General features: G+C 66.7%; 20 protein-coding genes. 7 read left to right on the top strand and 13 right to left on the bottom strand.

The window, feature by feature from the left end:
* Positions 1-187: 187 nt before the first annotated feature.
* Entirely contained in the window at positions 188-1,660 is a 1,473-nt protein-coding gene (locus NWF22_RS02900; RefSeq protein ID WP_160900710.1) for a sugar porter family MFS transporter, read from the bottom strand.
* A gap of 185 nt (positions 1,661-1,845) precedes the next feature.
* On the opposite strand from NWF22_RS02900, the gene NWF22_RS02895 reads away from it, so the two are divergent.
* Positions 1,846-2,862, top strand: coding sequence for a Gfo/Idh/MocA family oxidoreductase (locus NWF22_RS02895; protein WP_233750874.1), 1,017 nt, complete (start codon positions 1,846-1,848; stop codon positions 2,860-2,862).
* Positions 2,863-2,952: 90 nt separating this feature from the next.
* Here the strand turns inward: NWF22_RS02895 and NWF22_RS02890 are convergent, their stop codons facing one another.
* The 6 genes from NWF22_RS02890 to iolC all read right to left on the bottom strand — a co-directional run bounded on the left by NWF22_RS02890 (position 2,953) and on the right by iolC (position 10,534).
* Complete coding sequence (locus NWF22_RS02890; protein ID WP_160900712.1) at positions 2,953-4,446, bottom strand: CoA-acylating methylmalonate-semialdehyde dehydrogenase; 1,494 nt, start codon at positions 4,444-4,446, stop codon at positions 2,953-2,955.
* A gap of 184 nt (positions 4,447-4,630) precedes the next feature.
* Positions 4,631-5,692: a Gfo/Idh/MocA family protein gene (locus tag NWF22_RS02885; protein ID WP_160900713.1), complete on the bottom strand. Its 1,062-nt coding sequence runs from the start codon at positions 5,690-5,692 to the stop codon at positions 4,631-4,633.
* The gene (gene iolD / locus NWF22_RS02880; protein ID WP_160900714.1) at positions 5,689-7,695 is read right to left on the bottom strand and encodes a 3D-(3,5/4)-trihydroxycyclohexane-1,2-dione acylhydrolase (decyclizing); all 2,007 of its coding nucleotides are present in this window, start codon (positions 7,693-7,695) and stop codon (positions 5,689-5,691) included. Before iolD ends, NWF22_RS02885 begins: the two co-directional genes overlap by 4 nt.
* A gap of 27 nt (positions 7,696-7,722) precedes the next feature.
* Positions 7,723-8,595 (bottom strand): 5-deoxy-glucuronate isomerase, encoded by an 873-nt coding sequence (gene iolB, locus NWF22_RS02875; RefSeq protein ID WP_160900715.1) that lies wholly within the window; start codon positions 8,593-8,595, stop codon positions 7,723-7,725.
* Positions 8,596-8,607: 12 nt separating this feature from the next.
* Positions 8,608-9,507, bottom strand: a complete 900-nt coding sequence (locus NWF22_RS02870; protein WP_160901403.1) for a Cgl0159 family (beta/alpha)8-fold protein — start codon at positions 9,505-9,507, stop codon at positions 8,608-8,610.
* A 34-nt stretch (positions 9,508-9,541) separates the two neighbouring features.
* Entirely contained in the window at positions 9,542-10,534 is a 993-nt protein-coding gene (iolC, locus tag NWF22_RS02865; protein WP_160900716.1) for a 5-dehydro-2-deoxygluconokinase, read from the bottom strand.
* 311 nt (positions 10,535-10,845) lie between these two features.
* On the opposite strand from iolC, the gene NWF22_RS02860 reads away from it, so the two are divergent.
* The 6 genes from NWF22_RS02860 (at position 10,846) to NWF22_RS02835 (ending at position 17,755) form a co-directional block, all read left to right on the top strand.
* Positions 10,846-11,967 (top strand): Gfo/Idh/MocA family protein, encoded by a 1,122-nt coding sequence (locus tag NWF22_RS02860; RefSeq protein WP_233750967.1) that lies wholly within the window; start codon positions 10,846-10,848, stop codon positions 11,965-11,967.
* Positions 11,964-13,400 (top strand): MFS transporter, encoded by a 1,437-nt coding sequence (locus NWF22_RS02855; RefSeq protein ID WP_309249730.1) that lies wholly within the window; start codon positions 11,964-11,966, stop codon positions 13,398-13,400. The genes NWF22_RS02860 and NWF22_RS02855 overlap by 4 nt, the downstream gene beginning before the upstream one ends.
* A gap of 213 nt (positions 13,401-13,613) precedes the next feature.
* Complete coding sequence (locus NWF22_RS02850; RefSeq protein ID WP_233750968.1) at positions 13,614-14,588, top strand: substrate-binding domain-containing protein; 975 nt, start codon at positions 13,614-13,616, stop codon at positions 14,586-14,588.
* Between the two features lie 22 nt (positions 14,589-14,610).
* On the top strand, positions 14,611-15,669 hold the full coding sequence (locus NWF22_RS02845) for an ABC transporter permease (RefSeq protein ID WP_160900719.1): 1,059 nt from the start codon (positions 14,611-14,613) through the stop codon (positions 15,667-15,669).
* Between the two features lie 7 nt (positions 15,670-15,676).
* Positions 15,677-16,489 (top strand): ATP-binding cassette domain-containing protein, encoded by an 813-nt coding sequence (locus tag NWF22_RS02840; protein ID WP_160900720.1) that lies wholly within the window; start codon positions 15,677-15,679, stop codon positions 16,487-16,489.
* Positions 16,490-16,606: 117 nt separating this feature from the next.
* A complete protein-coding gene (locus NWF22_RS02835) occupies positions 16,607-17,755 on the top strand; it encodes a LacI family DNA-binding transcriptional regulator (protein ID WP_160900721.1) in 1,149 nt (382 codons plus the stop codon).
* Between the two features lie 95 nt (positions 17,756-17,850).
* On the opposite strand, the gene NWF22_RS02830 is transcribed toward NWF22_RS02835, so the two are convergent.
* The 6 genes from NWF22_RS02830 to NWF22_RS02805 all read right to left on the bottom strand — a co-directional run bounded on the left by NWF22_RS02830 (position 17,851) and on the right by NWF22_RS02805 (position 24,440).
* The gene (locus NWF22_RS02830) at positions 17,851-19,233 is read right to left on the bottom strand and encodes an NAD(P)/FAD-dependent oxidoreductase (RefSeq protein WP_160900722.1); all 1,383 of its coding nucleotides are present in this window, start codon (positions 19,231-19,233) and stop codon (positions 17,851-17,853) included.
* A 164-nt stretch (positions 19,234-19,397) separates the two neighbouring features.
* Entirely contained in the window at positions 19,398-20,432 is a 1,035-nt protein-coding gene (locus tag NWF22_RS02825; RefSeq protein ID WP_258321308.1) for a Gfo/Idh/MocA family protein, read from the bottom strand.
* Positions 20,429-21,319, bottom strand: coding sequence for a sugar phosphate isomerase/epimerase family protein (locus NWF22_RS02820; RefSeq protein ID WP_160900723.1), 891 nt, complete (start codon positions 21,317-21,319; stop codon positions 20,429-20,431). The genes NWF22_RS02825 and NWF22_RS02820 overlap by 4 nt, the downstream gene beginning before the upstream one ends.
* Before the next feature lie 65 nt (positions 21,320-21,384).
* On the bottom strand, positions 21,385-22,425 hold the full coding sequence (locus NWF22_RS02815) for a Gfo/Idh/MocA family protein (protein ID WP_160900724.1): 1,041 nt from the start codon (positions 22,423-22,425) through the stop codon (positions 21,385-21,387).
* Positions 22,425-23,219 carry an SDR family oxidoreductase gene (locus tag NWF22_RS02810; protein ID WP_160900725.1) on the bottom strand — a complete coding sequence of 265 codons (795 nt, stop codon included), beginning with the start codon at positions 23,217-23,219 and terminating at the stop codon, positions 22,425-22,427. The genes NWF22_RS02815 and NWF22_RS02810 overlap by 1 nt, the downstream gene beginning before the upstream one ends.
* Positions 23,220-23,246: 27 nt before the next feature.
* Positions 23,247-24,440 carry a phytanoyl-CoA dioxygenase family protein gene (locus NWF22_RS02805; protein ID WP_160900726.1) on the bottom strand — a complete coding sequence of 398 codons (1,194 nt, stop codon included), beginning with the start codon at positions 24,438-24,440 and terminating at the stop codon, positions 23,247-23,249.
* Positions 24,441-24,495 lie beyond the last annotated feature (55 nt).

Below are 24,495 nucleotides of genomic sequence, written 5' to 3'. Positions count from 1 at the left end.
ACCAACTTCCCACGCACCCGGCCCCGGTCGGGACCGCAACCGTCCCTTGAGAACTCCATAGAGTGCACCTCCGGTGCGACGGCGGTGTCGCGTATCCGACGGCCACATGGGTTGCCGGCAACCCCTGTGGTGCGCGGTACGCGACACCGCCCACCGGCATCGCGTCGGCGGTCTACGCTCGCTCGGCTCAGCGCTGCGAGGCGGACTTGGCCCGGAGATGGTGGGTGTAGATTGCGCCGGTGGTGACGTCGTCTTCCACCTCTTCCAATGTGCGCCCACGGGTTTCCGGAGCCTGGGTGTAGACGAAGAGAATCGCGAAAATACCGACGACGCCGAACATGAAGAACGTTCCGGTGATGCCGATGGCTTCGACCAGCGTCGGGAAGAACAAGCCCAGGAACGCGTTGGCCATCCAGAGGCAGAACACCGAGATGCCGATGGCCAGGCCGCGGATCTGCAGCGGGAAGATCTCCGACAGCAGGACCCAGGTGGCGACGTTCAGGAATGTCTGCATCGAACCGACGAACAGGACAACCAGAATCAGGATCACGTAGGGGCGCAACGGGTTGCCGACGGGCAACATGATCGATGCGATACCGATGAGGAAATGGCAGACGGTGGTGAGGCTGTAGCCGATAATCAGCGTCGTGCGGCGGTTCATGTGCTGGGCCAGCCACAGTGCGGTGATGGAGCCGGCCACGGCGATGACGCCGGGCGCGATGTTGGCGATGAGTGCCGCGTTCGACTCGAATCCGGCTTCCTTCAGGACCGACTGGCCGTAGTACATGATCGAGTTGATGCCGGTGAGCTGTTGAGCCACACCCAATCCGATACCGACGAGGATGATGCGCCGCACCCAGCGACTGTCCCGGATCGACGACCAACTGCCGTGCACACGATCCTTCTCCATGTCGTGGATCTCGCTGATCATGTCCACCTCGGCCTGCGCGCGCTGCTGAGTGCGGATAGTCGACAGAACAGTCAGCGCCTCGTCGCGGCGGTCCTGGGCAATGAGCCAGCGCGGAGATTCCGGGACACGCATCATGCCCACCATCAGGCAGATCGCGGGAAGTGCGGCCACGGCGAGCATGATGCGCCAGACCCCGTCGTGTTCGCCCCAGATGTTGCCGATGATGGCGTTGACGACGAATGCGGCGAGCTGACCGACGACGATCATGACCTCGTTGCGGCCGGCGAGTGACCCGCGGATCTCGTAGGGCGCGAGTTCGGCGAGGTAGACCGGCACCACCGTCGAGGCCGCGCCGACGGCGAGCCCGAGGATGATGCGACCGAAGACCATCACCCCGAAGCCTGGAGCCACCACGCAGGTGAGGGCGCCGATCAGGAAGAGAACGGCGAGCAGCATGATGGATTTGCGGCGACCCCACGCATCGGAGAGGCGCCCGCCGATCATGGCTCCGAACGCCGCGGCGAACAGCAACGAGCTCGTGACCACACCCTCGGTGAAGGCGGTGAGTCCGAGGTCTTCCTTCATCGGCTCGAGCGCGCCATTGATGACGCCGGTGTCGTAGCCGAACAGCAGACCGCCGAGAGTGGCGATCAGTGCCACCGCGTGGAGGCGCCTGCGGAAGGCGCCGGTACCGAGCGGTGGCAGGGCTTTTCGCTCGTTGACCAGGTCCGAACTGTCGGTGGTGGACATGGGGACTCCTCTATCGCGTTACATTCGACCATCGCTCGTGATGGTGGTCACAACTGATCGTAGCCGATGATCAGACTATGTCCTAACAAAATGTCAAAGTTTTCCGCTGAAATGGGTGTTGCTTGTCGAATCGCTAGGTCGATACCGTAGGGTCAACTAATTTGTCCGAACATATGGAGGCTTGTATGAAGCTGGGCTTGGTCGGTTACGGCGCCGGTGGGCGGCTCTTTCACGCGCCGTACATCGCGGCCGTACCTGAGGTCGAATTGGTCGGCGTCGTCACGCGCAGTCCGGATCGTCGTCGCGAGGTGAATGGGGATCTCCCGGGTGTCCCGACCTTCGATTCGCTGTCGGCGTTGCTCGATGCCGGGGTCGACGCGGTCACCATCACCACGCCTCCGGATACCCGTCGCGAACTGGTGCTCGAGGCGGTGGCGCGGGGAGTGCACGTCATCGCCGACAAACCCTTCGCGCCCGACGCCGCGGGTGGGCGCCAATTGGCGGCAGCAGCTGAGTCGGCCGGAGTCCTGCTCAGCGTCTTCCACAATCGCCGCTGGGATGCTGACATGGCCACCGTCGCCGAGGTCCTGCCGAGTTTGGGCGACATCTGGCGTTGCGAGTCGCGGTTCGATCTCGACGAACCCGGAAGCCTCGATGCCGGCCCCAGTGGGGGACTGCTTCGCGACCTCGGTGCGCACCTCGTCGACCAGATGCTGAGGTTGTTCGGTCCGGCGGCCACGGTGTACGGGCATCTGGATGTCGTGGATCAGCCCGAGGGTCGTACCGACTGCGGATTCGCGATCTCGTTGGACCATCTGAGCGGCGTTCACTCGACGGTGAGTGCCAGCAAGATCAATCACGTGGCGGCACGTCAGTGGCGTATCTACGGCTCCGAGGGGAGCTACGTCAGCGACGGCACAGATGTGCAGACGGATCAGGTCAAGCAAGGCCTGCGGCCGGTCGACAACCTGGACTCCTGGGGCTACGAACGCCAAGATCGCCTCGGCGTGTTGTCGACGGCAAAGGGGTCGATGACGATTCCGTCGGCACAGGGTCGCTACGACGAGTACTACCGGCAGTTCGCCGCGGCCGTTGACGGCAGAGGACAGCAGCCGGTACCGGCGTCCGAGGGGATTGCCGTGCTCGACGTACTCGACGCCGCGCGCCGCAGCTCCGAAACGGGTGACACCGTCCGACTCTGACAGGTCGTCAACGCACAGTTGCCGTGTGACTCACCGGGGGGTGAGTCACACGGCAACATCGGCTGCGAGCCGTCTCAGTCGTACTGTGTCTCAGGCATTCTGGGGGAATCCGAGATTCAGTCCGCCGTGGCTCGGGTCGAGCCAACGGGTGGTGATGGCCTTGGCTCGGGTGAAGAAGTGGACGCCTTCGGTGCCGTGGGCGTGGGTGTCGCCGAAGAGCGACGCCTTCCACCCGCCGAAGCTGTAGTAGGCCATCGGAACCGGGATGGGCACGTTGATGCCGACCATGCCGACCTCGACCTCGTTCTGGAAGCGTCGGGCAGCGCCACCATCGTTGGTGAAGATGGCGGTGCCATTGCCGTACGGGTTGGAGTTGATCAACTCCAACGCTTCGTCGTAGGAGTCGACGCGTACCACCGACAGGACCGGTCCGAAGATCTCGTCGGTGTAGATGCTCATGTCGGGGGTGACGTTGTCGAACAGGGTCGGACCCAGCCAGAATCCGTCGGCTGCACCGTCGGGATCTACGGTGCGGCCGTCAAGGACGACGGTGGCGCCGGCTTGTTCGCCCGCGTCGACGTAGGAGGCGACCTTGTCCCGGTGAACCTTCGTGACCAGCGGGCCCATGTCGGAGTTGCGGGTGCCGTCGCCGGTCTTGATGGTCTTGGCACGGTCGGCGATCTTGTCGACGAGGTCATCGGCAACGTCGCCGACGGCCACGGCCACCGAGATCGCCATGCAGCGTTCACCGGCGGAGCCGAAACCGGCATTGACCATGGCGTCGGCCGCCAGGTCGAGGTCGGCGTCGGGCAGGATGATGGCGTGATTCTTGGCTCCGCCGAGGGCCTGTACGCGCTTGCCGGCGGCGGTGCCGGTGGAGTAGACGTACTCGGCGATCGGGGTGGAGCCGACAAAGCTGATCGACTTGATGGCCTTGTTGGTGAGCAGCTCGTCGACCGCGGTCTTGTCACCCTGGAGGACGTTGAACACACCGTCGGGCAGGCCCGCCTCTTTCCAGAGTTCGGCGAGCCAGATGGCGGCGGTGGGGTCCTTCTCGGACGGTTTGAGCACCACGGTGTTGCCGGCGGCGATGGCCACCGGGAAGAACCACATCGGCACCATCGCCGGGAAGTTGAACGGACTGATGATGCCGACAGGTCCCAGCGGTTGGCGCACCGAGTGCACATCGACCTTGGTGGAGGCGTTCTCGGTGTAGCCGCCCTTCAACAGGTGCGGGATTCCGCAGGCGAACTCGGCGACTTCCTGGCCTCGGGAGATCTCCCCGAGCGCGTCGGAGAGGACCTTGCCGTGTTCGGCGGTGACGATCGCGGCCAGTTCGGGTTTGCGGGCCTCGAGCAGTTCGCGGAAGCGGAACAGGATGGCCGTGCGCTTGGCCAGGCTGGTGTCACGCCAGGCCGGGAAGGCGGCGGTGGCGGCGTCGATGACCGCGCGCGCGTCCTCGACGTTGGCCAGCGCGACTTCGCCGGTGACAGCGCCGGTCGCGGGGTTGGTCACCGGCGCCGTGTTGCTCGACGTGCCGGGGTAGGCCTTGTTGTTGACCCAATGGGTGATGGTGGTGGTCATGGTGATTCTCCTGTGTGGATGTGTGCGCCGGTCGACTGGCTGCGAACAAGTGATGGGCGTACCCAGACGTCGCCTGGTTCGGTCCCGATACGCTCCTCGCCTAGCGGCCCGGAACTACTCGACCAGCGGATTGGTGTTGGTTCGGTGCGTGTCGGCAGGATTCGGGTTGGCGGATCGGCTTCGCCTACGCGCCGGGAATGGATGCGCGCGAGACCATTTCGACGGTCTGGGGTTGACCGGTCTCGAGTGCCTTGACCCCGGCCGCGCACACCGCGGCGGCGGCGTACCCGTCCCAGGCGCCGGGGCCGTCGACGTTGTCGCCGCGGCGGACCGCGTTGACCCAGCGCTGGATCTCGACATCGTAGGCGACGCCGAATCGCTCGACGAACGACGGCGTGATATCCCCGGTGGCGATGCCGGCGATCTTGCGTCCGTCGCCTGTGTCGGCCTGAACCGGGTTGCGCTGCTTGCGGATCAGTCCTTGGTCGAGGCCGATAAACGCCGAGCCCAGCTCGCCCACCAGCTCGGTGCGTACCTCATAGGCGACACCGGTGGTGACGAAGCACTCGACGTCGATGTGCCTGCCGGATTCGGTGGTGAAGATGGCGATCTGCGGATCCTTGAGGCCTTCGGGAGCGTTCGGATTCGAACCGGGTGCGATGATCTGCACCGAGGTGATCTCCTCGTCGAAGAAGAACCGTGTCGCGTCGACCTCATGCACGAGGGAGTCCTTGACGATCATCGCGCTGTCGAAGTTCGGCGGTACCGCCGGGTTGCGATGCACGAAGTGCGCCAACAACGGCTGACCGAAGGTGCCATCGTCGATAAGGTCCTTGAGCTGCTCGTACTCGTGGTCGAAGCGGCGCATGAAGCCGACCTGAATGAGCTTGCGGCCCAGTTCTGCCTCCCTCTCGACGATCTCCAGTGAGGTCGCGACGTCGGTGGTGAGCGGCTTCTCGCACATGACCGGCTTACCGGCCTCGAGGCAGGCGAGTAGCTGCTTCTCGTGGGTCGGGCCGGGGGTGGCGAGGATGACCGCGTCGACATCCGGATCGGCGATGGCGTCGAGCGGGTCGTTGATGACCCGACACCCAGGGATGGTTGCGGCCAATTCCTCGGCCTTGTCCGGGAAGTAGTCATTGAGCACGGTGACGGTGGCGCCCTTGGTGCGCTCGGTGATGCGGGCGACGTGGTCGGCGCCCATCATGCCGACGCCGAGGACGGCGATGCGAAGATCCGTGGTCATTTGTTTCCTCCCGTGGTCGGGTCGGTCGGGTTCAGGTATGGCCGCTGCACGGCCTTCCACTGTGCGTAGATCTCGTAGGCCTGCTGCGTGGATTCCAGAGTCGACGTCTCAGATACCGGTACGTCCCACCAGGATTCGCTGTCCGGGGCACCGATCAGCGGGTCGGTCTCCACGTGTATGACGGTGGTGCGCTCGGCGGCCTTGGCGGCCTTGATGGCGTCGGTGAACTCGGCGGCGGTGGTGGCTCGGATGACGTCGGCACCGAGCGAGGCAGCGTTGGCGGCGAGGTCCACCGGCAGGGTGGCGCCCTGGAGCCGCCCGTTGTCGCCGCGGTAGCGGTAGTTGGTGCCGAACCGTTGCGAGCCCAGCGACTCCGACAGTGAGCCGATGGACGCGAACCCGTGGTTCTGCACCAGCACGACGATCACCTTCAGATTCTCCTGGACCGCCGTGACGAGTTCGGTGGCCATCATCAGGTAGGAGCCGTCGCCGACCATGACGAACACGTCACGGTCGGGACAGGCCATCTTGACGCCGAGACCGCCGGCGACCTCGTAGCCCATGCAGGAGTAGCCATATTCGACGTGGTAGCCCTTGGAGTCGCGGGTCCGCCAGAGCTTGTGCAGGTCACCGGGCATGGAGCCCGCCGCGCAGACGACGACATCGCGTGGATCGGAGGTTTCGTTCACCAGCCCGATGACCGCACCCTGGGTCAGCGCCTCGTCGCCGGTGGCGACGTTGGTGCCGACCGAGGTCGGGGAGTAGGCCTGCTCGACGATGTCGTCCCACTCCTGCGCGAGTGCGGTGACCCGCTCCTGGTAGGTGGGGTCGACTGCGTACTCGGAGAGCAACTCGTCGAGGGCCTCGATGGATTCGCGGGCGTCGGCGACCACGCTGTAGCCGCTGTGCTTGACCGAATCCAGGGACGCCACATTGATGTTCACGAAACGCACGCCGTCGCCGGTGAAGGCGGTGCGCGAGGCGGTGGTGAAATCGCTGTAGCGGGTGCCGATACCGATCACCACATCGGCGTCGGCGGCCAGCGTATTGGCAGCGGTGGTGCCGGTCGAGCCGATGGCGCCCACGGACTGTGGGTGATCGTAGGGCAGCGAGCCCTTGCCCGCCTGACTCTGCCCGACCGGAATGCCGGTTCGTTCGCAGAAGCGGGCCAGGGCGTCGGTGGCGTGGCTGTAGATGACACCGCCGCCGGCAACGATGAGCGGACGCTGTGCCGAGGCGATGATCTCGGCGGCCTCGGCGATCACGTGGCGCTCCGGGAGCGGGCGGGCGACGTGCCAGGTGCGTTCGGCGAACAGGGATTCCGGGAAGTCATAGGCCTCGGCCTGGACGTCCTGCGGGATCGCGACGGTGGCAGCGCCGGTCTCCACCGGATCGGTGAGCACCCGCATCGCGCCGAGTAGGGCACCCGGCAGCTGTTCGGGCCGCCACACCCGATCGAAGTAGCGCGAGACCGGTTTGAACGCGTCGTTGACGGTGACGTCACCCGATGAGGGCAGTTCGAGTTCCTGTAGCACCGGGGAGGTGGCGCGGGTGGCGAAGGTGTCGGCCGGCAAGAGCAGCACCGGCAACCGGTTGATGGTGGCCAGCGCCGCGCCGGTCAGCATGTTGGTCGCTCCGGGACCGACGGACGCGGTCACCGCCCACGCCTGTAGTCGGTCCTTCATGCGGGCGTAGCCGACGGCGGAGTGCACCATCGCCTGTTCGTTGCGTCCGAGGACATACTTCAGGGACAGCCCCCGACCACTGTTCACGTCGTCGATCTCGTTCTGCAGCAACGCCTGGCCGAGACCGGCGACATTGCCGTGACCGAAGATGCCGAAGCATCCGGCGAAGAACTTGCTCCGCTCGCCGTCGCGCTCGACGTACTGGTTGGCGAGGAATCGCACGGTCGCCTGGGCGACGGTGAGGCGGACGGTTGATTCACCGTGGGGGGTGCGGAGGCCGGTGACGCCGCCGGCGCGTCCGGAGTTGATCGGTGCCACGATGGCTTCTTTCTGGTCGGTGGGTGGTCAGGAGTTGTTGCCGTGCAGGGGGAGTCGGGGATCGACGTCCTGGTGTTCCCAGCTGCCGCGTAGCCACGTGTGGGCCGGGTCGTCGCAGATCTTCCAGGCGCGCTCGTCGCCGGGCCCGGCCATCACGTTGAGGTAGTACATGTGGTATCCGGGTGCCGCGATGGACGGTCCGTGGTAGCCGTGCGGCACCAGGACGACATCGCCGCTGCGAACCTCCTCGAGCACCTCGATCGGACGTTCAGGCGTGCCGTAGACCCGGTGATAGCCGAATCCCGGTGAGCCGTCGGCGCCCCGATCGATCTCGAAGTAGTAGATCTCCTCGAGTTGTGATTCGTTCTCGGAGTTCTCGTCGTGTTTGTGCGCGGGATAACTCGACCAGTTCCCGCCCGGTGTGATGACCTCGCACGCGATGATCGAGTCGGCCTCGAAGACGCCGGCGGTGCCGAAGTTGTGTACCTGACGGCTGCAGTTGCCCGCGCCGCGCAGCTCGATGGGGACATCGGCGGCCGGTACGTAACGGAACGGCAGACGGGCCTTCGCCCGTGCGCCGCACAGCGCGAACCGTCCGCCCGCTGCACTGGTCACGGTGAACTCGGAGTCGCGTCCCACGTAGGCGAAGTCGCTGGGCCCGTCGAAGACACTCGCGCGGCCGGCGAGGTCGAAGGTGACGCCGCCCGACGACACGCTGGCCGACCCGGCGAGCGGCACGACGATGATCTCGTCATCGCCGGTTCGCCGTGTGATCGACTCACCGGCACCGAGCTCGACCACGAACAACGACGACTCGGTCCAGCCGGCCGACTCCGGTGTGATGTCGACGGTCAGCGGCACAGTGCCGGTGCCGGCCGGGATGTAGTACTTCGAGTTCACGCGAGTCTCCTCTCAGCTCACCAGGTTGACTGCGGTGTCGACCGCGGTGGCCACGTCGTCGTCGGCCGGATACAGCAGCGTGCGTCCCACAATCAGTCCCCGGACCGACGGGATGCGCAGTGCGCGTTCCCAACTCGCGAAGGTCTCATCCGGCGCCGTCTGCGGGTCGCCGCCGAGCAGCAGGGTCGGCAGCGTGGTGGCGTCCATGACGCGTTCCATCTCATCGACCACCGGCAGCTTGAGCCAGGTGTAGGCCGAGGTGGACCCGAGTCCCTGGATGATGTGCATCGACTTGATCACCGCGTCGGCGGTCAGGTCGTTGCGGACCTTGCCGTCGATCCGCGACGACAGGAACGGCTCGAGCATCGCGATCGATTCGCCGGCCGCGAGTTCGTCGACGGCGGCCGCACATGCGGTCATCATATTGAGCGTCCCCGGGTCACCGAGGTCGACCCGGCAAAGCATCTTCGCGCCGTTGAGACCTACGTCAATGGTCCACTTGGCGGTGGCCGCGGTCATCCGGTCGTCGAGTTCGAACGAGGCCCCGGCCAGCCCGCCGCGGTTCATCGAACTTAACACCACCTTGTTGTCCAGTGCGCCCAACAGCAGCAGATCCTCGAGGATGTCCGAGGTAGCCAGGACGCCGTCGACCCCCGGGTTGGCCAACGCGGTCCGCAACCGGTCGAGCAGGTCGGACCGGCTGTTCATGGCTCTCGGGTTCGATCCGACCGACAGCGCCCCACGGGCCGGGTGATCGGCGGCGACGATCATCAACCGGTCGTCGCCGGTGATCGTCGGGCGCGGGTGGCGCTGTGCCCACGCCTCGGCGATCGCCTGTGGGCGGGTGGCCCGGATCGCGGTGACCTCGGCATAGGTGGAGCACAGCGGGGAGACCACCGCGGCGGTGCCCATCGTGGTAGCGGGAAAGTCCGCCTGGGTGGCGAGCTCAGACATTGAGTTTCTCCTGTGCGTTCGTGGCGAGTGCAGCCACCTCATCGGCGGTGGGCATGGCGGTCGAACACTCGAGTCGACCGGCGACGATGGAACCGGCGGCGTTGGCGTGACGGAGGATCTTCTCCAGCGGCCAGCCCTCCAGCAGGCCGTGGCAGAGGCTGCCGCCGAAGCTGTCGCCCGCGCCGAGTCCGTTGACGACATCGACCGGTATCGGTGCCACCTCGATGCTCTCCGAGCGGGTCTTGCCGAGCACACCCTTGGGGCCTTGTTTGACGATGGCCAGCTCGACGCCGAGGTCGAGCAGTGCGTCGGCGGCCGCATGCGGGTCGGTCTCGCCGACGGCGACCTCACATTCCTCGCGGTTGCCGACCGCCACCGTGACGTGTGACAGGGCCCGACGAACCTGCTCGGTGGCCGCCGCCGGCGACGACCAGAACATCGGCCGGTAGTCGAGGTCGAGTACGGTCAGCGACTGTCGCCCGCGGGCCTCCCACGCGGCGAAATGTGCGCTGCGCGAGGGTTCCTCGGACAGGCCGGTGACCGTCGACCAATACAACCGGGCGTCGTGCACGGCCGAGGTGTCGATGTCGGCGACGTCGATCTGCAGGTCCGGGGCGGTTGGTTTGCGGTAGAAGTAGAGCGGAAAGTCGTCTGGGGGGAAGATCTCGCAGAAGGTGACCGGCGTGGCGTACTCGTCGTCGACGCCGACGTAGCGGTTGTCGACGCCCAGGCGCGCGAGTTCGCTGCGGACGAACCGGCCGAACGGGTCGTCGCCGACCCCGGAGATCAGCGCGCTGCTGTGTCCGAGGCGGGCAGCGGCCACGCTCACGTTGGCGGCGCTGCCACCGAGGAACTTGCCGAAGCTGCTCACCTCCTCGAGGCCGACACCGATCTGCTGCGGATAGATGTCGACGCCGCTGCGGCCGATGGCGACAACGTCGAACGTCGGCGCCTGGGCCGAGTCGGAGGACTGTTGTGCGGTCACGTACTGCTCCCTGCTCGTGGTTGGACAGGTGGGGCCCGGCGGTGGAACAGCGGGGCTCTCGTATCCACTGGCATCCACTGTGCGTCAGGCCACACCACAAAGTCAAGACTTTGTCCTGACATTCTTACCTGGAATAGTGAAGTGCGGAAGATCACAGACCGCCGAACCGTATCCCCCGGACGAGACGAGATGGAGTTGATGACATGACCGTGCAGACCCCCGCGGGCGCCGCCACCGATGCGGCCGCGCGCAACGACGTGCATGACGAGGCGGGCGTCGTCCTGCCGGTCGGCATCATCGGGTTCGGGTGGATGGGTCGGGCGCACGCTGCGGCCTATGCGCGTATCCGCCATCACTATCCCGACCTCACGCCGGTGCCGCGGCTGATGGTCATCGCCGACGAGGTGACCGATCGGGCCGCAGCGGCCGCCGCCCAGTTCGACGTACCGGCCACGGTCGCCGATTGGCGTGAGCTGGTGGCGGACCCGACCATCGGTGCCGTCAGTGTGACCGCCCCCAACTTCCTGCATCGCGATATCGGCTGCGCCGTCGCGGCGGCGGGCAAGCACCTGTGGATCGAGAAGCCGGTCGGGTTGTCCGCCGCCGATGCGCGGGCGGTGGCGTCGGCGGCCGCGACGGCCGGCGTCCGAACCGCCGTCGGGTTCAACTACCGCAACGTGCCCGCGGTGGCGGCGGCGCGCGAACTGGTGGCCGCCGGCGAGATCGGTGAGGTCACCCACGCCCGGTTCCGGTTGTTCAGTGACTATGCCGCACATCCCGACGGTGCATTGAGTTGGCGCTTCCAGCGCGATCGCGGCGGCAACGGTGTCCTCGGCGACCTCGCCTCGCATGGCGCCGATCTGGTCTGGTTCCTGTTGGGCGACATCGAGTCGCTGGTCGCCGACACCGCGATCTTTGTCGCCGAGCGCCCCAAGCCGACCGGAGCGACGGCCGGTCACCAGCTCGCCTCCGGCGGTGAGCGCGGTCCGGTCGAGAACGAGGACTATGTCTCGGCGCAGTTGCGCATGGCCGGCGGTGCCCGATGTGTGCTCGAGGCCAGCCGGGTGTCCGTCGGTGCGCAGAACTCCTACGGGTTCGAGATCCACGGCACCAAGGGGGTCGTGCGGTGGGACTACCGGCGGATGGGTGAACTGGAGGTCGGTGCCGGCGACGCTTATCAGGATCTGTCGGTGGCCACGCGGTTCGTGGGTCCCGGCAGCGGCGACTACGCGGCGTTCCAGCCCGGCGCGGCCAATCCGATGAGCTATGACGACCTGAAGGTGATCGAGGCGGCCCGCTTCTGTGAATCGATCGCCGAGCCCACGCGCGCCGGCGCCACCATCGACGATGCGGTGCGCGCGGCGGAGGTGCTCGATGCGATGACGACGTCGGTGCGTGAGGGCACCTGGATCGCCCCCGCGTCGATGAGGTGAGCACGCGGCGTCTGCTCGGGCGGGCGGGCACCGCCCGGGCATCTGCGGACTTCCCGTATGCGCTCGCCCTGCTCGGGGCCGGGGCGATGTTCATGGAGATCCTCGACGCCACCATCGTCGCGACCGCGCTGCCGGCCATCGCTGCCGATCTCGGAGTGCGTCCGCTCGATGCCACGGTGATCGCGACCTCCTACCTGATCACCCTGGCGGTGCTGATCCCGCTGTCGGGGTGGGTGGCCGATCGGTTCGGTGTGCGCCGCGTGTTCCTGGTCGCGGTCGCGGTGTTCACCCTCGCGTCGGCGGGCTGCGCGCTGGCCCCGGATCTCACGACCCTGGTGGCGATGCGGGTGCTGCAGGCGGCCGGCGGCGCGATGATGGTGCCGGTCGGACGGCTGGCGGTCCTGCGCACGGTGCCGCGCGGTGAACTGGTGCGGGCGATCGCCTACCTGACGTGGCCGGCCCTGGTGGCGCCGGTGGTGGCACCGTTGATCGGCGGAGCGATCGTCACGCATGCGTCGTGGCGGGTCATCTTCGCGATCAACCTGCCGATCGGCCTGGTCGGCATCATCGCCGCGTTCTGCTGGTGTCGGCCCGCGGACTCGGACACGACACGACGCCGACTCGATGTGCTCGGGGTGCTGTGCACCACCGCGGCGGTCGGCGCGGCGATGTTCGCGGCGCAGGAACTGACCGCCGACGATCCGCGCTGGTGGGTGGTCGCGCTCGGTGCGCTCGCGGGGTCGATCTTGGGCGTGGTGGCGCTGCGGCGGATGCGGTCGGCCCCACATCCGCTACTGAATCTTGATGTGCTGCAGGTGCGCTCCTTCGCCACGGTGGTCGGGTTCGGCACCGTGTACCGCATCGGGATCAGCGCGGTGCCGTTCTTGTTGCCGTTGCTGTTCCAGCTGCGCTTCGGCTGGTCGGCAGTGGCCGCGGGCGCAATGGTGACCGCGCTGTTCGTCGGCAACGTCGTCATCAAGCCGCTGACCACACCACTGATGCGACGCTGGGGCATCCGACGGGTGCTGGTGGCGGACCTGATGGCGTCGGTGGTGTCCTTCGGGGCTCTCGCGTTGCTCAGCGCAACCACGTCGGCGGTGGTGATCGGCACGGTCTTGGTGATCTCCGGGGCGCTCCGCTCGATCGGCTTCTCCGCATACAACACCCTGGCGTTCGCCGACGTCGGGCCCGCGGAGCTCAGCGACGCGAACGCGGTGCACGCCGCGGTGCAGGAACTCGGCGCTGCGTTCGGGGTCGCGCTTGCCGCCGTGGCGATCTCGGTGTTCGCACGCCTCGATGTGCTGCCCGCCGGCGCCTACTCGGCGGCCTTCGTGCTGCTCGGGGTGCTGATGGCGGTCTGTGCGGTGGGGGCCTGGCGCCTGCCCGCGGCGGCCGGTGAGCGCGCATTGCGGACGGTTCCCACCGCCTCCTAGATCCGAATGTCTGGACAAAGTCTTGACATCTCTGGTGTGACGGGTATTACATCTAGTCCACAAGAGTGTTCGCCCGAACAGAAACTCCCTGAGAAGTCCCGGTACGGGAACTGCTCGGACAGGGCGCCGATGACACTCTCGGATCGAAGGGAAGAGACAACGATGCACTCCACTGAACGTCGTCGGATCCGGCGGCCGCGTCGGCTCGTCGCGATGGCCGCCGCATGCGCATCTGCGATGCTGATCGTGGCCGGTTGTTCCAGCACGGGTGGTGCCCCCGACGATGACGGCGGCGACGGTGGCGGTTACGGCAACGCGGGCACCCCGGAGTTGACGATCGCGATGATCACCCACGAGGTGCCGGGTGACTCGTTCTGGGACCTGATCCGCAAGGGCGCCGAGATGGCGGCCAAGAAGGACAACATCAATCTGCAGTACTCGTCGGACCCCGAGGCGCCCAATCAGGCCAACCTGGTACAAACCGCCATCGACAGCAAGGTCGATGGGATCGCACTGACGCTGGCCAAGCCCGACGCGATGGCTCCGGCCGTGCAACGCGCGATCGAGGCCGGCATCCCGGTCGTCGCCTTCAACTCCGGTTTCGATAACTGGAAGGAGATGGGCGTGCAGCAGTACTTCGGTCAGGACGAGACCCTCGCCGGTCGCACCGCAGGTGAACGTCTGACGCAGGAGGGTCGCAAGAAGGTGCTCTGCGTGATCCAGGAGCAGGGGCAGGTCGCACTCGAATCCCGCTGTGCCGGAGTCCGTCAGGGCTTCACCGGAGGTGGCTTCGAGATCCTCAACGTCAACAGCAAGGACATGCCGTCGGTGGAGGCGACGATGACCGCGAAGCTGCAGCAGGATCCGTCCATCGACACGGTGGTGACCCTGGGCGCACCCATCGCGCAGACCGCGGTGCAATCCAAAGGCAACGCCGGCTCGCAGGCCGAGATCGTCACCTTCGACACCAACGCCGCGCTGGTGCCGCTGATCCAGAACGGCGAGGTCAAGTGGGCGGTGGATCAGCAGCCGTACGTGCAGGGCTACGAAGCCGTCGACGCTCTCTGGCTCAACCTCACCAATGCGAACACCATCGGCGGTGGCGAGGCCGTGCTGACCGGACCGGCCTTCATCGACGAGTCGAACATCGACGCCGTGGCCGAATACGCCGAGAACGGCACCCGCTGACGCGGCCCGCTGGAGGGAAACCATGAGTACGCAAGCAGATCTCGACCTGTCCACCCACAAACCCGTCACCGATGAACGGGTGAAACGTCAAAAGCCCCTGCAGCGGCTGCTGCTGCGGCCGGAGATCGGTGCGCTGTTCGGCGCGATCGCCATCTTCATCTTCTTCCTCATCGTCGCGCCGCCGTTCCGAACGCCGGAGGCACTCGCGACGGTGCTGTACGCGAGTTCGACGATCGGCATCATGGCCTGCGGGGTCGCGGTGCTGATGATCGGAGGTGAATTCGACCTCTCCACCGGTGTCGCGGTGACGTTCTCGTCGTTGGCCGCGTCGATGCTGGCCTACAACCTGCATCTCAACGTCTGGCTCGGGGCGTTCCTCGCGCTGATCCTGGCGCTGGCCGTCGGCTTCTTCAACGGCTTCCTGGTGATGAAGACGAAGATCCCCTCGTTCCTGATCACATTGTCGACGTTCCTGATGCTCACCGGTATCAATCTGGCGGTCACCAAGCTGGTGACCGGCCAGGTGGCGACCCCGTCGATCTCCGACATGCAGGGCTTCGACTCCGCGCACAAGGTGTTCGCCTCGTCGTTCACCCTCTTCGGAGTGTCGGTGCGGATGACCGTCGTGTGGTGGATCGTGTTCACCCTGGTCGCAACGTGGGTGTTGATGCGCACCCGCGTGGGCAACTGGGTCTTCGCGGTCGGCGGCAACCAGGACTCGGCACGTGCCGTGGGTGTGCCGGTCACCCGCGTCAAGATCGGCATGTTCATGTTCGTCGGCTTCTGTGCCTGGTTCGTCGGCATGCACCTGCTGTTTGCCTTCGACACGGTGCAGTCGGGTCAGGGCGTGGGCAACGAGTTCTTCTACATCATCGCCGCGGTCGTCGGCGGCTGCCTGCTCACCGGCGGATACGGCACCGCGGTCGGCGCGGCGATCGGTGCCTTCATCTTCGGCATGGTCAACCAGGGCATCGTCTACGCCGGCTGGAACCCCGACTGGTTCAAGTTCTTCATGGGCGCGATGCTGCTCTTCGCGGTGATCGCCAACAACAGTTTCCGCAACTACGCGGCGAAGAGGTGACGAGGATATGAGTTCAGCCATCGAAACCCGGTCCGACTCGGACTCCAGCGGCGGCAAGGTGCCGCTCATCGAGTTCCGGGACATCGGCAAGTCCTACGGCGCGATCATCGCGTTGAAGGGCATCAACCTGCGCGTGCACTCCGGTGAGGTGACCTGCGTGCTCGGCGACAACGGCGCCGGCAAGTCCACCCTGATCAAGATCATGGCCGGCCTGCACCAGCAGACCGAGGGTGACCTGCTCATCGACGGCGAGCAAACCCATCTGGAGTCGCCGAAACACGCACTGGCGCGCGGGATTGCGACGGTCTACCAGGATCTCGCGGTGGTCGGACTGATGCCGGTGTGGCGCAACTTCTTCCTCGGCCAGGAGTTGCGCAAGGGGCCCTTCCGGATGCTCGACATCCCGTCGATGCGGGCCACCACGAAAGAAGAGCTCTACAAGATGGGCATCGACCTGCCCGACGTGGACGCACCGATCGGCTCGCTCTCGGGCGGTCAGCGTCAATGTGTGGCCATCTCGCGGGCCATCTACTTCGGTGCGCGGGTGCTGATCCTCGACGAGCCGACCGCCGCGCTTGGTGTCAAGCAGTCGGGTACCGTACTGCGCTACATCTCGGCCGCGCGGGATCAGGGCTTCGGCGTCGTGTTCATCACGCACAACCCGCATCACGCGCACATGGTGGGCGACCACTTCGTACTGCTCAACCGCGGTCGCCAGAAGCTGGACTGCACCTACGACGAGATCACCCTCGAGGAGTTGACCCAGCAGATGGCGGGTGGCGACGAACTCGACTCGCTGAGCCACGAGTTGCGGCGCTGAGCAGACGAAGCCGTTCGAGGCCCGCTCGGCCGATTCCTGGCCGGGCGGGTCTCGTCGGGATACGTTGTGACATGAGTTGTGCGACAAAGGTTGTGCGACAACAGAAAGAGGTAGGCGATGACGCGGCTGATCGGGGTGGTGTTCGGAGCGACGAGCCCGTTCGAAGCGGATCTGATCGATCGCATGTACATATCCGCCGACGCGGCCGGATATCGACTCGCGCTCGGTCTGCACACATCGTCACGCGACCGACCACGCGCGGTCGCCGATCTCGCCGAGCAGGGGTGTGCGGCCGTGATCGTGATCGGTGCGGAATACGACGACCGGTTCGACGTGGCGGTCCCGATCGTCGTCGTCGGCGAACGACTACCACACCTGACCGCCGTCACGGTGGGAACCGACGAGTGGCGCGGCGCGCAAATGGCGGTACAGCATCTCATCGACCTCGGGCACACCTCGATCGCGCACGTCGAAGGTGGCGATCACCCGTGCGCCTCGGAGCGGCTGCGCGGTTATCTCGGCGCGATGGCAGCGGCCGGGTACCGCGACGAATGCCGAACCCTGGTCGGCGATTACACCGAAGAAGCGGGTGCGTTGGCCGCCGAACGGCTCCTCGCCGAGGGCGATCTGCCCACCGCGGTGTTCCTGGCCAACGACCGGATGGCAATCGGCTTCATCGACGTCATGCGGCACAGCGGCATCCGGATACCAGAGGACATGTCGGTCGTCGGCTATGACGACGGGCCGCACGCAGTACTCGGACATCTCAATCTCACCACCGTCCGCCAGGACGTACCCGGCCTCGCCGCGGCGGCGGTGGACGCTGTCAAGTCGCTGGTCGGGGATTCGACTGACCACCCGGACACCGGTGGGTGTGGCTTCTACGGCGCCCGGGCGCTCGAGCCCGAACTGATGGTGCGTGCCACGACCGCCCCGCCCGTCGACGCGCTGACCGGCTCGTCGCAGCCGGGCCTGCTCCGCTGGGGACTGCTCGCCGACGACTGCGACGACAATCTGGTGCACGAACTCGGCACACCCGGCGTGCTGACGGGACCCATCGAAGTGGTGGCGAGTTCGTCGACGGCGGTGGCCTGGGAGATCGCCGACCGGCTCGGCATCATGGTCAGCTACGGCATCTACGAAGACCTCATCGACGATCCGGAGATCGACGCCATCTTCATCGCACTGCCTCCCGACGCCCGCGACACCTGGGCCCACAAGGCCCGCGAAGCCGGCAAAGTGGTCCGCACGCGCGACTCTCGGTGAGAGTTCTTCCCCCAGAGATCATTTCGTCCCCCGCGAGCACGAGGGGGACGAAACGATACCCGGGGGAAGAACTCTACGACGTGTGCGAGGAGCGCTCAGGCGGCGTCGTCGAGTCGGGTGCGTTCCTCGAGTTCTTCGATCGCGTTGCGCGCGAACACCTGCTGTTCGGTGACCGCCAATTGGGTGCGGCTGCGGCTGGTGAACGCGAAGAACCAGTCGACGACTGTGGTGAACCGGTTACGGAAACCGACGAGGTAGACCAGGTGCAGCACCAGCCATCCGATCCAGGCCAGGAATCCGGCCAGCTCGATGTGGCGTGAGGTGCCGGGGACGGGGATCTTCGCGACCGCACTGAAGCGGGCGATCGTCGCCATCGAGCCCTTGTCCCAGTACGAGAACGGTTTCCGCGCCGCGGGTGATGTGCCCTTGAGGCCGTCCTTGATCGCCGACGCCGCGTACTTGGCGCCCTGGATCGCGCCCTGAGCCATACCCGGGACGCCGTCGACGGCCATCATGTCGCCGACGACGAAGACCTCGGGATGACCGGGCAACGTCAGGTCGGCACCCACCTTCACCCGGCCGGCACGATCGAGGTCGACACCGCTCTGCTCGGCCAACTGGCGTCCCAGTGGGCTGGCCGCCACACCGGCCGACCACACCTTGCACTGGCTCTCGATGCGTCGACGCGTGCCGTCGGCGTCGGTGACCACCAGACCGTGGTAGTCCATGTCGACGACCATCGCACCCAACTGGATGTCGACGCCGTTGCGTGCCAGCCGATCCGTGGCCCGCGTGCTGAGCTTTCCGCCGTAGGGTGGCAGCACGGTGGGCGCGGCGTCGAGCAGGATCACCCGGGCATCGGCCGAGTCGATGTTGCGGAACGCGCCACGCAGTGTCCGAGTGGCCATCTCGGCGATCTGTCCGGCCATCTCCACCCCGGTGGCACCGGCACCGATCACCACGAAGGTGAGCAGGCGTTCTCGCTCGGCCGGGTCGGTGGACAGTTCGGCCTGTTCGAACGCGCCGAGAATGCGGCCGCGCAACTCGAGTGCGTCATCGATGGTCTTGAGGCCCGGGGCGAACTCGGCGAACCGGTCGTTGCCGAAGTAGGACTGATCGGCACCTGCGGCCACGATGAGGCTGTCGTAGGCCGTGGTGGTGACACGTTCGAGTAGCCGGCTGGTCACCGTGTGACCGTCGATGTCGATGGACTCCACATCGCCGAGAACGACGCGGACGTTGTCCTGCTCACGCAGGATTACCCGCAGCGGGGGAGCGATCTGGCCCTCGGAGATGACGCCGGTGGCCACCTGATAGAGCAGCGGTTGGAACAGATGGTGTGTCGTGCGGGCGATCACCGTCACGTCGACATCGGCCTTCGCCAGTTGTCGTGCGGCGGTCAGTCCGCCGAAACCGGACCCGATGATGACGACCCGATGGCGGGTGCCGTTCACGTCGGGTTGCGTGCGGGAATTCATGGCAACTGTCCTCCAGCGTTCACCGTCGCAGACACCCAGGCGGTCGATGTCTGACTCAGTTCGCTCCACGCCGGTCGATCCCGGCTACGCCAGTCGCGGTTGTTGATGCTACCGAAGACAACAGTCGCGGCGCGAACCGATATTCCTCGGAAGACTCGGGCCACTCACCTCGGCTGCAGACCGATGGCCCGGTACGCGGCGTCGAGGTAGCGCATGTTCTCCACCGCGTCGTCGAGGTCGATGGGCAGGGCGGCGCCGGTGCGTACCGTGTCGGCGAAGGCCTCGAGTTGGTAGGTGTAGGTCGACCGGGTGCCGAGCCGTTCGACTCCGACCGTGCCGTCCCTCGACGACACGATGGTCAGCCGATCGTCGCGGTTCGGGGCCAGATAGTCGTGCAGGAACAGGCTGCCTTCGTCACCGACGATCCGCAGGCTGAACACGAACTCGCCGGCCACCATGGACACCGCGTGCAGGCCGGCGGCGCCGTTGGGGTAGCGAAGATCCAGCACGCAGGACTTGTCGATCTGCGGGCTGGCCAGCGACGCGCGGCCGCAGGTGATCTCCGGCGGCCCGCCACACCAGCGGCCGAGCAGGCGCGACACGTGCAGCGCATAGCAGCCCAGGTCCATCAGCGCGCCGCCGGCGAGGTCATAGGACCATCGCGGATCGTGGTCGTCGGGAGGCGGCATGGCCATCATCACGTCGACGTGCGCGATGTCGCCGATCGCACCCGCGTCGAGCAACTCCATGGTGCGTGCCATCAACGGGTGGAACAGATAGTGGAAACCCTCGAGCACCGGAACGCCGGCAGCCCGTGCGGCAGCGGCCACCTCCCGTGCCTCGGTCTCGTTGCGTGCGAAGGGTTTCTCCGACAGCACCGGCTTACCGGCGCGGATCGCGGCGAGATTCCACGGCCCGTGCAGCGCGTTGGCCAGCGGGTTGTAGATGATGTCGACCTCGGGATCATCGATCACCGCGGTATAGGAGTCGAGCACCCGCTCGACACCGTATTTGTCGGCGAACGCCTCCGCGCGGCCGCGGTCGCGGGCGGCGACGGCCACCAACCGGTGTCCCAACGTCCGCGCGGGCCCGACGATGGCCGACTCGGCGATCCGCGACGCGCCGAGCAGTCCGATCCGCAACGGTTCGGTCACCCCGGTCACCTCCGACACCCCGGTCACCTCCGACACCTCGGTCACACCTGCACCGGACGCGCAGCAGCCCTGCGCAGGAACGACATCGACACCGCGACATTGCCCGCGGCGGCATCACCGTCGGCCTCGGAGGTCAAGATGGTGTCCTGTTCGAGCACGAACCAACCGTGGAATCCGGCGTCGACCAACGTCGCGACGACCTCGCCGACCTTCGCCTGGCCGGCGCCGAGTGGCACATACATCCCCTGCGCCACCGCGTCGGTGTAGGTCATCTCGCCTCGCTGCACCTTCTCGGCCAGATCGATCCGCACGTCTTTGAGGTGGGCGTGGGTGATGCGGTCGGTGTAGGCCTGCGTCATCTTCAGCGGGTCGGTTCCGCCGATCAGCAGGTGTCCGGTGTCGAGACAGAGCCCGATGGTGGTGTTCTCCAGTACCCGGTACACCTCGTCACGCTTCTCGATCATCGTGCCGACGTGCGGATGCAGGGCCGCGGTGACCCCGCGGGACGAGGCGAGTTCGTCGAGTCGATCCAGGTTGGCCAGCAACGTGTCCCACTGCGCGTCGGTCAGGTCGGGACGATCGTCGTAGCCGTCGACCCCGGTGGCCGCGGCCAGCACCAGTACGTCACCGCCGGAGGTCTCCAGGCGGTCGAGCACCTCGTTCACCGCCGGCGCGGGATCATGGCCGGCCTGGTGCAGCACGACCGGCACGAAGGAGCCCACACACCGCAGGTCGTAGGCGGCCAGCGTGTCACGCAGTTGGGCCGGGGCGCTGGGCAAGAAGCCCTCGGGACCGGTTTCGGCGGCGGTGACGCCGAGTGCACGCATCTCGCCGAGGACGCGCTCGGGGCTGAGCTGATATCCCCATCCGGGGACTTCGCAGACACCCCAGGAGATCGGGGCGGCGGCGATACGGAGGTCGGTGGTGGTCATCGATGAATCCCTTTGGTGTTGCTGGGTGGTCTGGTGATGCTCGGTGGTCGGATGCGGTCGGTATTTCAGCGTGCCGGTACCAACGCGTCCCGGATCTCGTCGATCAGGACCGCCCGGCCGGTGGCGACCGATCGGGTGGCGGCCTCGGCGATCAGCGCCACCTCCAGCGCATCCTGCGCGGTGCAGGGCGCGGAGGTTGCCGTCGTCGACGGGTCGATCACCGATGCGCAGAACGCGGCGAGTTCGGCGCGATAGGCGGCGGCGAAGCGGTCCATGAAGAACCGGTGCGGCTCAGCGGCCGGGAAAGCGCAGTCGGCCTGCATGTTCCGTACCGGTGTCGCGGGATCCCACCCGGCGACGACGCTGTCGGTGCTGCCATGGACTTCCAGGCGGCAGTCGTAACCCCGCGCGTTGTATCGGGTCACCGACACCACCCCGGTGGTGCCGCGGGCGAATCGCAGCAGAATCGACGCCGAGTCGACGTCGCCGACGTCGGCGAACAGCGGATCGCCCTGATTGCTGCCGGTGGCATAGACCTCCACCACGTCGTCATCGAGAAGCCAACGCACGGTGTCGAAATCGTGCACCGCACAGTCGCGGAAGATCCCGCCGGATGCCGCCACGTACGCGGCCGGCGGGGGCGCCGGATCCAGTGTCGTCGACCGTACCGTGGTGATGAAGCCCAGCTCACCGGCATCCACCGCGGACCGGGCAGCCGCCATCGCGGGATCGAACCTGCGGTTGTAACCGATCGTCACCGGGACGTCGGTATCGGCGACGCGGGCGACGACCTCGGCCGACTCGGCCACCGACAACGCGATGGGCTTCTCGCACAGCGTGGGAATCCCTGCGGCGATTGCCTTCTCGATGAGTTCGGCGTGCGTGGGGGTCGCGCTGGCGATCACCACCGCGTCGATCTCGGAGTTGAGCAGGCTGTCGGCATCGGAGGCCGCCCGTGCCGAGGCCAACCGGTCGGTGGTCGCCGCCACCGCCGCCGGATTCGCGTCGGTCACCACGAGCTCGGCCACCGACGGCAGCGCGGTGAGGGTGTCGGCGTGGAAGCCGCCGATCCGTCCGAGTCCGATGACCCCTACGGTCAGTCCCATCAGTCGATCCCTCCCATCACGATCTGGTCCCAGTCGATGACCGACCCGGTGACCACTCCACTGCGCTCCGACAGCAGGAAGACCACGAAGTCCGCGATCTCGTCGGGTTGTCCGAGCTTGCCCATCGGCACCGACGCGTTGGCGTCGTCGATCCAGCTGTCGTCGGCGCCGTGGAAGCGCTTCTGGATGTCGGCCTCGCCTTCGGTCTCGGTCCAGCCGATGTTGAGGCCGTTGATGCGGATACGGTCCCAACGATGCGCGTGCGCGGCATTCTTCGTCAGACCGATGAGCCCGGCCTTCGTCGAGACGTAGGGCGCGAGGTAGGGCTGACCACCATAGGACGACATGGTGATGATGTTGATGATGCTGCCCGGCGCTTTGCGATCGATCATGTCGGCCACCGCGGCCTGCATCGTGAAGAACGGGGCGCGCAGATTGATCGCGACGTGGCTGTCGAACAGTTCGGGCGTGGTGTCCAGCAGGGTCCCGCGTGAGGTGGTGCCGGCCGCGTTCACCAAGCCGTCGATCCGGCCGAACTCCGCGATGGTCGCCGCCACGGTGTCGGCCGCCATCCGTGGATCGGTCAGGTCGGCCTGCACGAATCGTAGTGGCGCACCGTCGAACTCGGCGGCGAGCGCCTTACCCTTCTCGGCGTTGCGGCCGCTGAAGACGACCGAGGCGCCGGCGCCGACGGCAGCGCGCACGATCGCGGCACCGACGCCCTGCGTGCCGCCGCTGACCAGCACGGCCTTGTCCGCCAGCAGACCAGTGCCGCGATGTTGTTGATCAGTCATGGGTGACGTCCTTGTCCGGATCTCGGGTCATGCGATGTGGCGGCGGTCCAGCGCCGACAGTTCGGTGTCGAAGCGTTCGGTGTCAAAGCGGTCGGCGATGGCCCGGGCGAACAATTCGGCCTGCGATTCGCCGGTCAGCCCGGACAGCGGCTGGTCGAGGTCGAGGTTGCTGGGGAAGGGATAGCCCTCGGCCGACGCGGCGATCACGTGGGCCACCCCGCGGTCGTCGCCGGTCGCAGCGAGCGCCTGCACCGACGGATAGATCCACCGCATGATGGCCGAGCGGTCCACGGCGTCCATCGCGCGACCGAACGCCGAGGACACCTGTAGCAGGTTCGCCATCCGCTTGATGTCCGACGATGTGTTGTGGCCGGCCGCGTGGAACAGGGCGGGGTTGAAGAAGACGGCATCTCCCGCCCGCAGCGGCAGCTGAACGTAGTTCTGGGCGAAGTATTCGCGGAACTCCGGCAGGTTGAAGGCGAGATACCCCTGCTCATAGGTCTGCGAGTACGGCAGATACATCGTCGGACCGGACTCGATCGGCATGTCGACATGGGCGACCGCACCCTGCAGGGTCAGCGCGGGGGAGAGGCGGTGGGTGTGGGCACGGAACGTCGCAGCGGTATCGGTGGACATGAAACCGAGGTGATAGTCGCGGTGCGGGTTCTGCGCCTCGCCGCCCGGATTGACGACGTTGATCGCCGATGTCACCTGGTACCACGGACCCAGCCAGGCCTCGCTGATCAGGTTGAGGATGTCGTTGGCGTAGTAGCGGGTGAACAGTTCCGGTGCGCGCTGGGCGAACTTCTGCAAGGCGTTCCAGATGCGGTCGTTGGCGCCGGGCTTGGCGAAGTGATCGCCGTTGGCCACACCGGACGCACGTTGATCCTCGATGATCCGTGTGAAGACCTCGGTTGACTCGGCGAGCCCATGGCGGTCGTCGAATGCGCCGGCGAACACCACGATTCCCGGACCGTTCAGCAGCGCGTCGGCCAGTTCGTCGGACAGGACCGCGCGCTGTTCGCCGGAGAGGTCGGTGATGGCGGCCGAATCGTAGAACAGGACGCCGCGTTCGGTGCTCGCGGCGTGCGGATAGTCGGCGAGATCGGTGGTGCGCCGGGTCGCCGCGATGAAGTCGTCGAGGCTGCACTCGCCCGCAGAGATCCGGTCGGCCCGGGGCGTCCGGGCGCTGCTGATGGTGTCTGCGCTGCGTACGGTCATCGCGCGCTCCTTGTCGGTGGTCGAGCCAGGTTTCTGGCCGGTGGTCGTCGGGGTG

This window comes from Gordonia mangrovi, from assembly GCF_024734075.1.
GTDB lineage: Bacteria > Actinomycetota > Actinomycetes > Mycobacteriales > Mycobacteriaceae > Gordonia > Gordonia mangrovi.
Note: the sequence above shows the minus strand (reverse complement) of the source record. Positions and strands in the feature narration are given on the sequence as shown.

Excerpts from the sequence above, each read along its gene's own strand:
- NWF22_RS02805 (WP_160900726.1), bottom strand. The coding sequence starts at position 24,440 with ATGACCGTACGCAGCGCAGACACCATCAGCAGCGCCCGGACGCCCCGG.
- NWF22_RS02840 (WP_160900720.1), top strand. The coding sequence starts at position 15,677 with ATGAGTTCAGCCATCGAAACCCGGTCCGACTCGGACTCCAGCGGCGGC.
- NWF22_RS02895 (WP_233750874.1), top strand. The coding sequence starts at position 1,846 with ATGAAGCTGGGCTTGGTCGGTTACGGCGCCGGTGGGCGGCTCTTTCAC.
- NWF22_RS02815 (WP_160900724.1), bottom strand. The coding sequence starts at position 22,425 with ATGGGACTGACCGTAGGGGTCATCGGACTCGGACGGATCGGCGGCTTC.
- NWF22_RS02900 (WP_160900710.1), bottom strand. The coding sequence starts at position 1,660 with ATGTCCACCACCGACAGTTCGGACCTGGTCAACGAGCGAAAAGCCCTG.
- NWF22_RS02830 (WP_160900722.1), bottom strand. The coding sequence starts at position 19,233 with ATGAATTCCCGCACGCAACCCGACGTGAACGGCACCCGCCATCGGGTC.
- NWF22_RS02810 (WP_160900725.1), bottom strand. The coding sequence starts at position 23,219 with ATGACTGATCAACAACATCGCGGCACTGGTCTGCTGGCGGACAAGGCC.
- NWF22_RS02860 (WP_233750967.1), top strand. The coding sequence starts at position 10,846 with ATGGGTCGGGCGCACGCTGCGGCCTATGCGCGTATCCGCCATCACTAT.
- NWF22_RS02845 (WP_160900719.1), top strand. The coding sequence starts at position 14,611 with ATGAGTACGCAAGCAGATCTCGACCTGTCCACCCACAAACCCGTCACC.
- NWF22_RS02820 (WP_160900723.1), bottom strand. The coding sequence starts at position 21,319 with ATGACCACCACCGACCTCCGTATCGCCGCCGCCCCGATCTCCTGGGGT.
- NWF22_RS02885 (WP_160900713.1), bottom strand. The coding sequence starts at position 5,692 with ATGACCACGGATCTTCGCATCGCCGTCCTCGGCGTCGGCATGATGGGC.
- NWF22_RS02835 (WP_160900721.1), top strand. The coding sequence starts at position 16,607 with ATGACGCGGCTGATCGGGGTGGTGTTCGGAGCGACGAGCCCGTTCGAA.
- NWF22_RS02870 (WP_160901403.1), bottom strand. The coding sequence starts at position 9,507 with ATGGGCACCGCCGCGGTGGTCTCCCCGCTGTGCTCCACCTATGCCGAG.
- NWF22_RS02850 (WP_233750968.1), top strand. The coding sequence starts at position 13,614 with ATGGCCGCCGCATGCGCATCTGCGATGCTGATCGTGGCCGGTTGTTCC.
- NWF22_RS02890 (WP_160900712.1), bottom strand. The coding sequence starts at position 4,446 with ATGACCACCACCATCACCCATTGGGTCAACAACAAGGCCTACCCCGGC.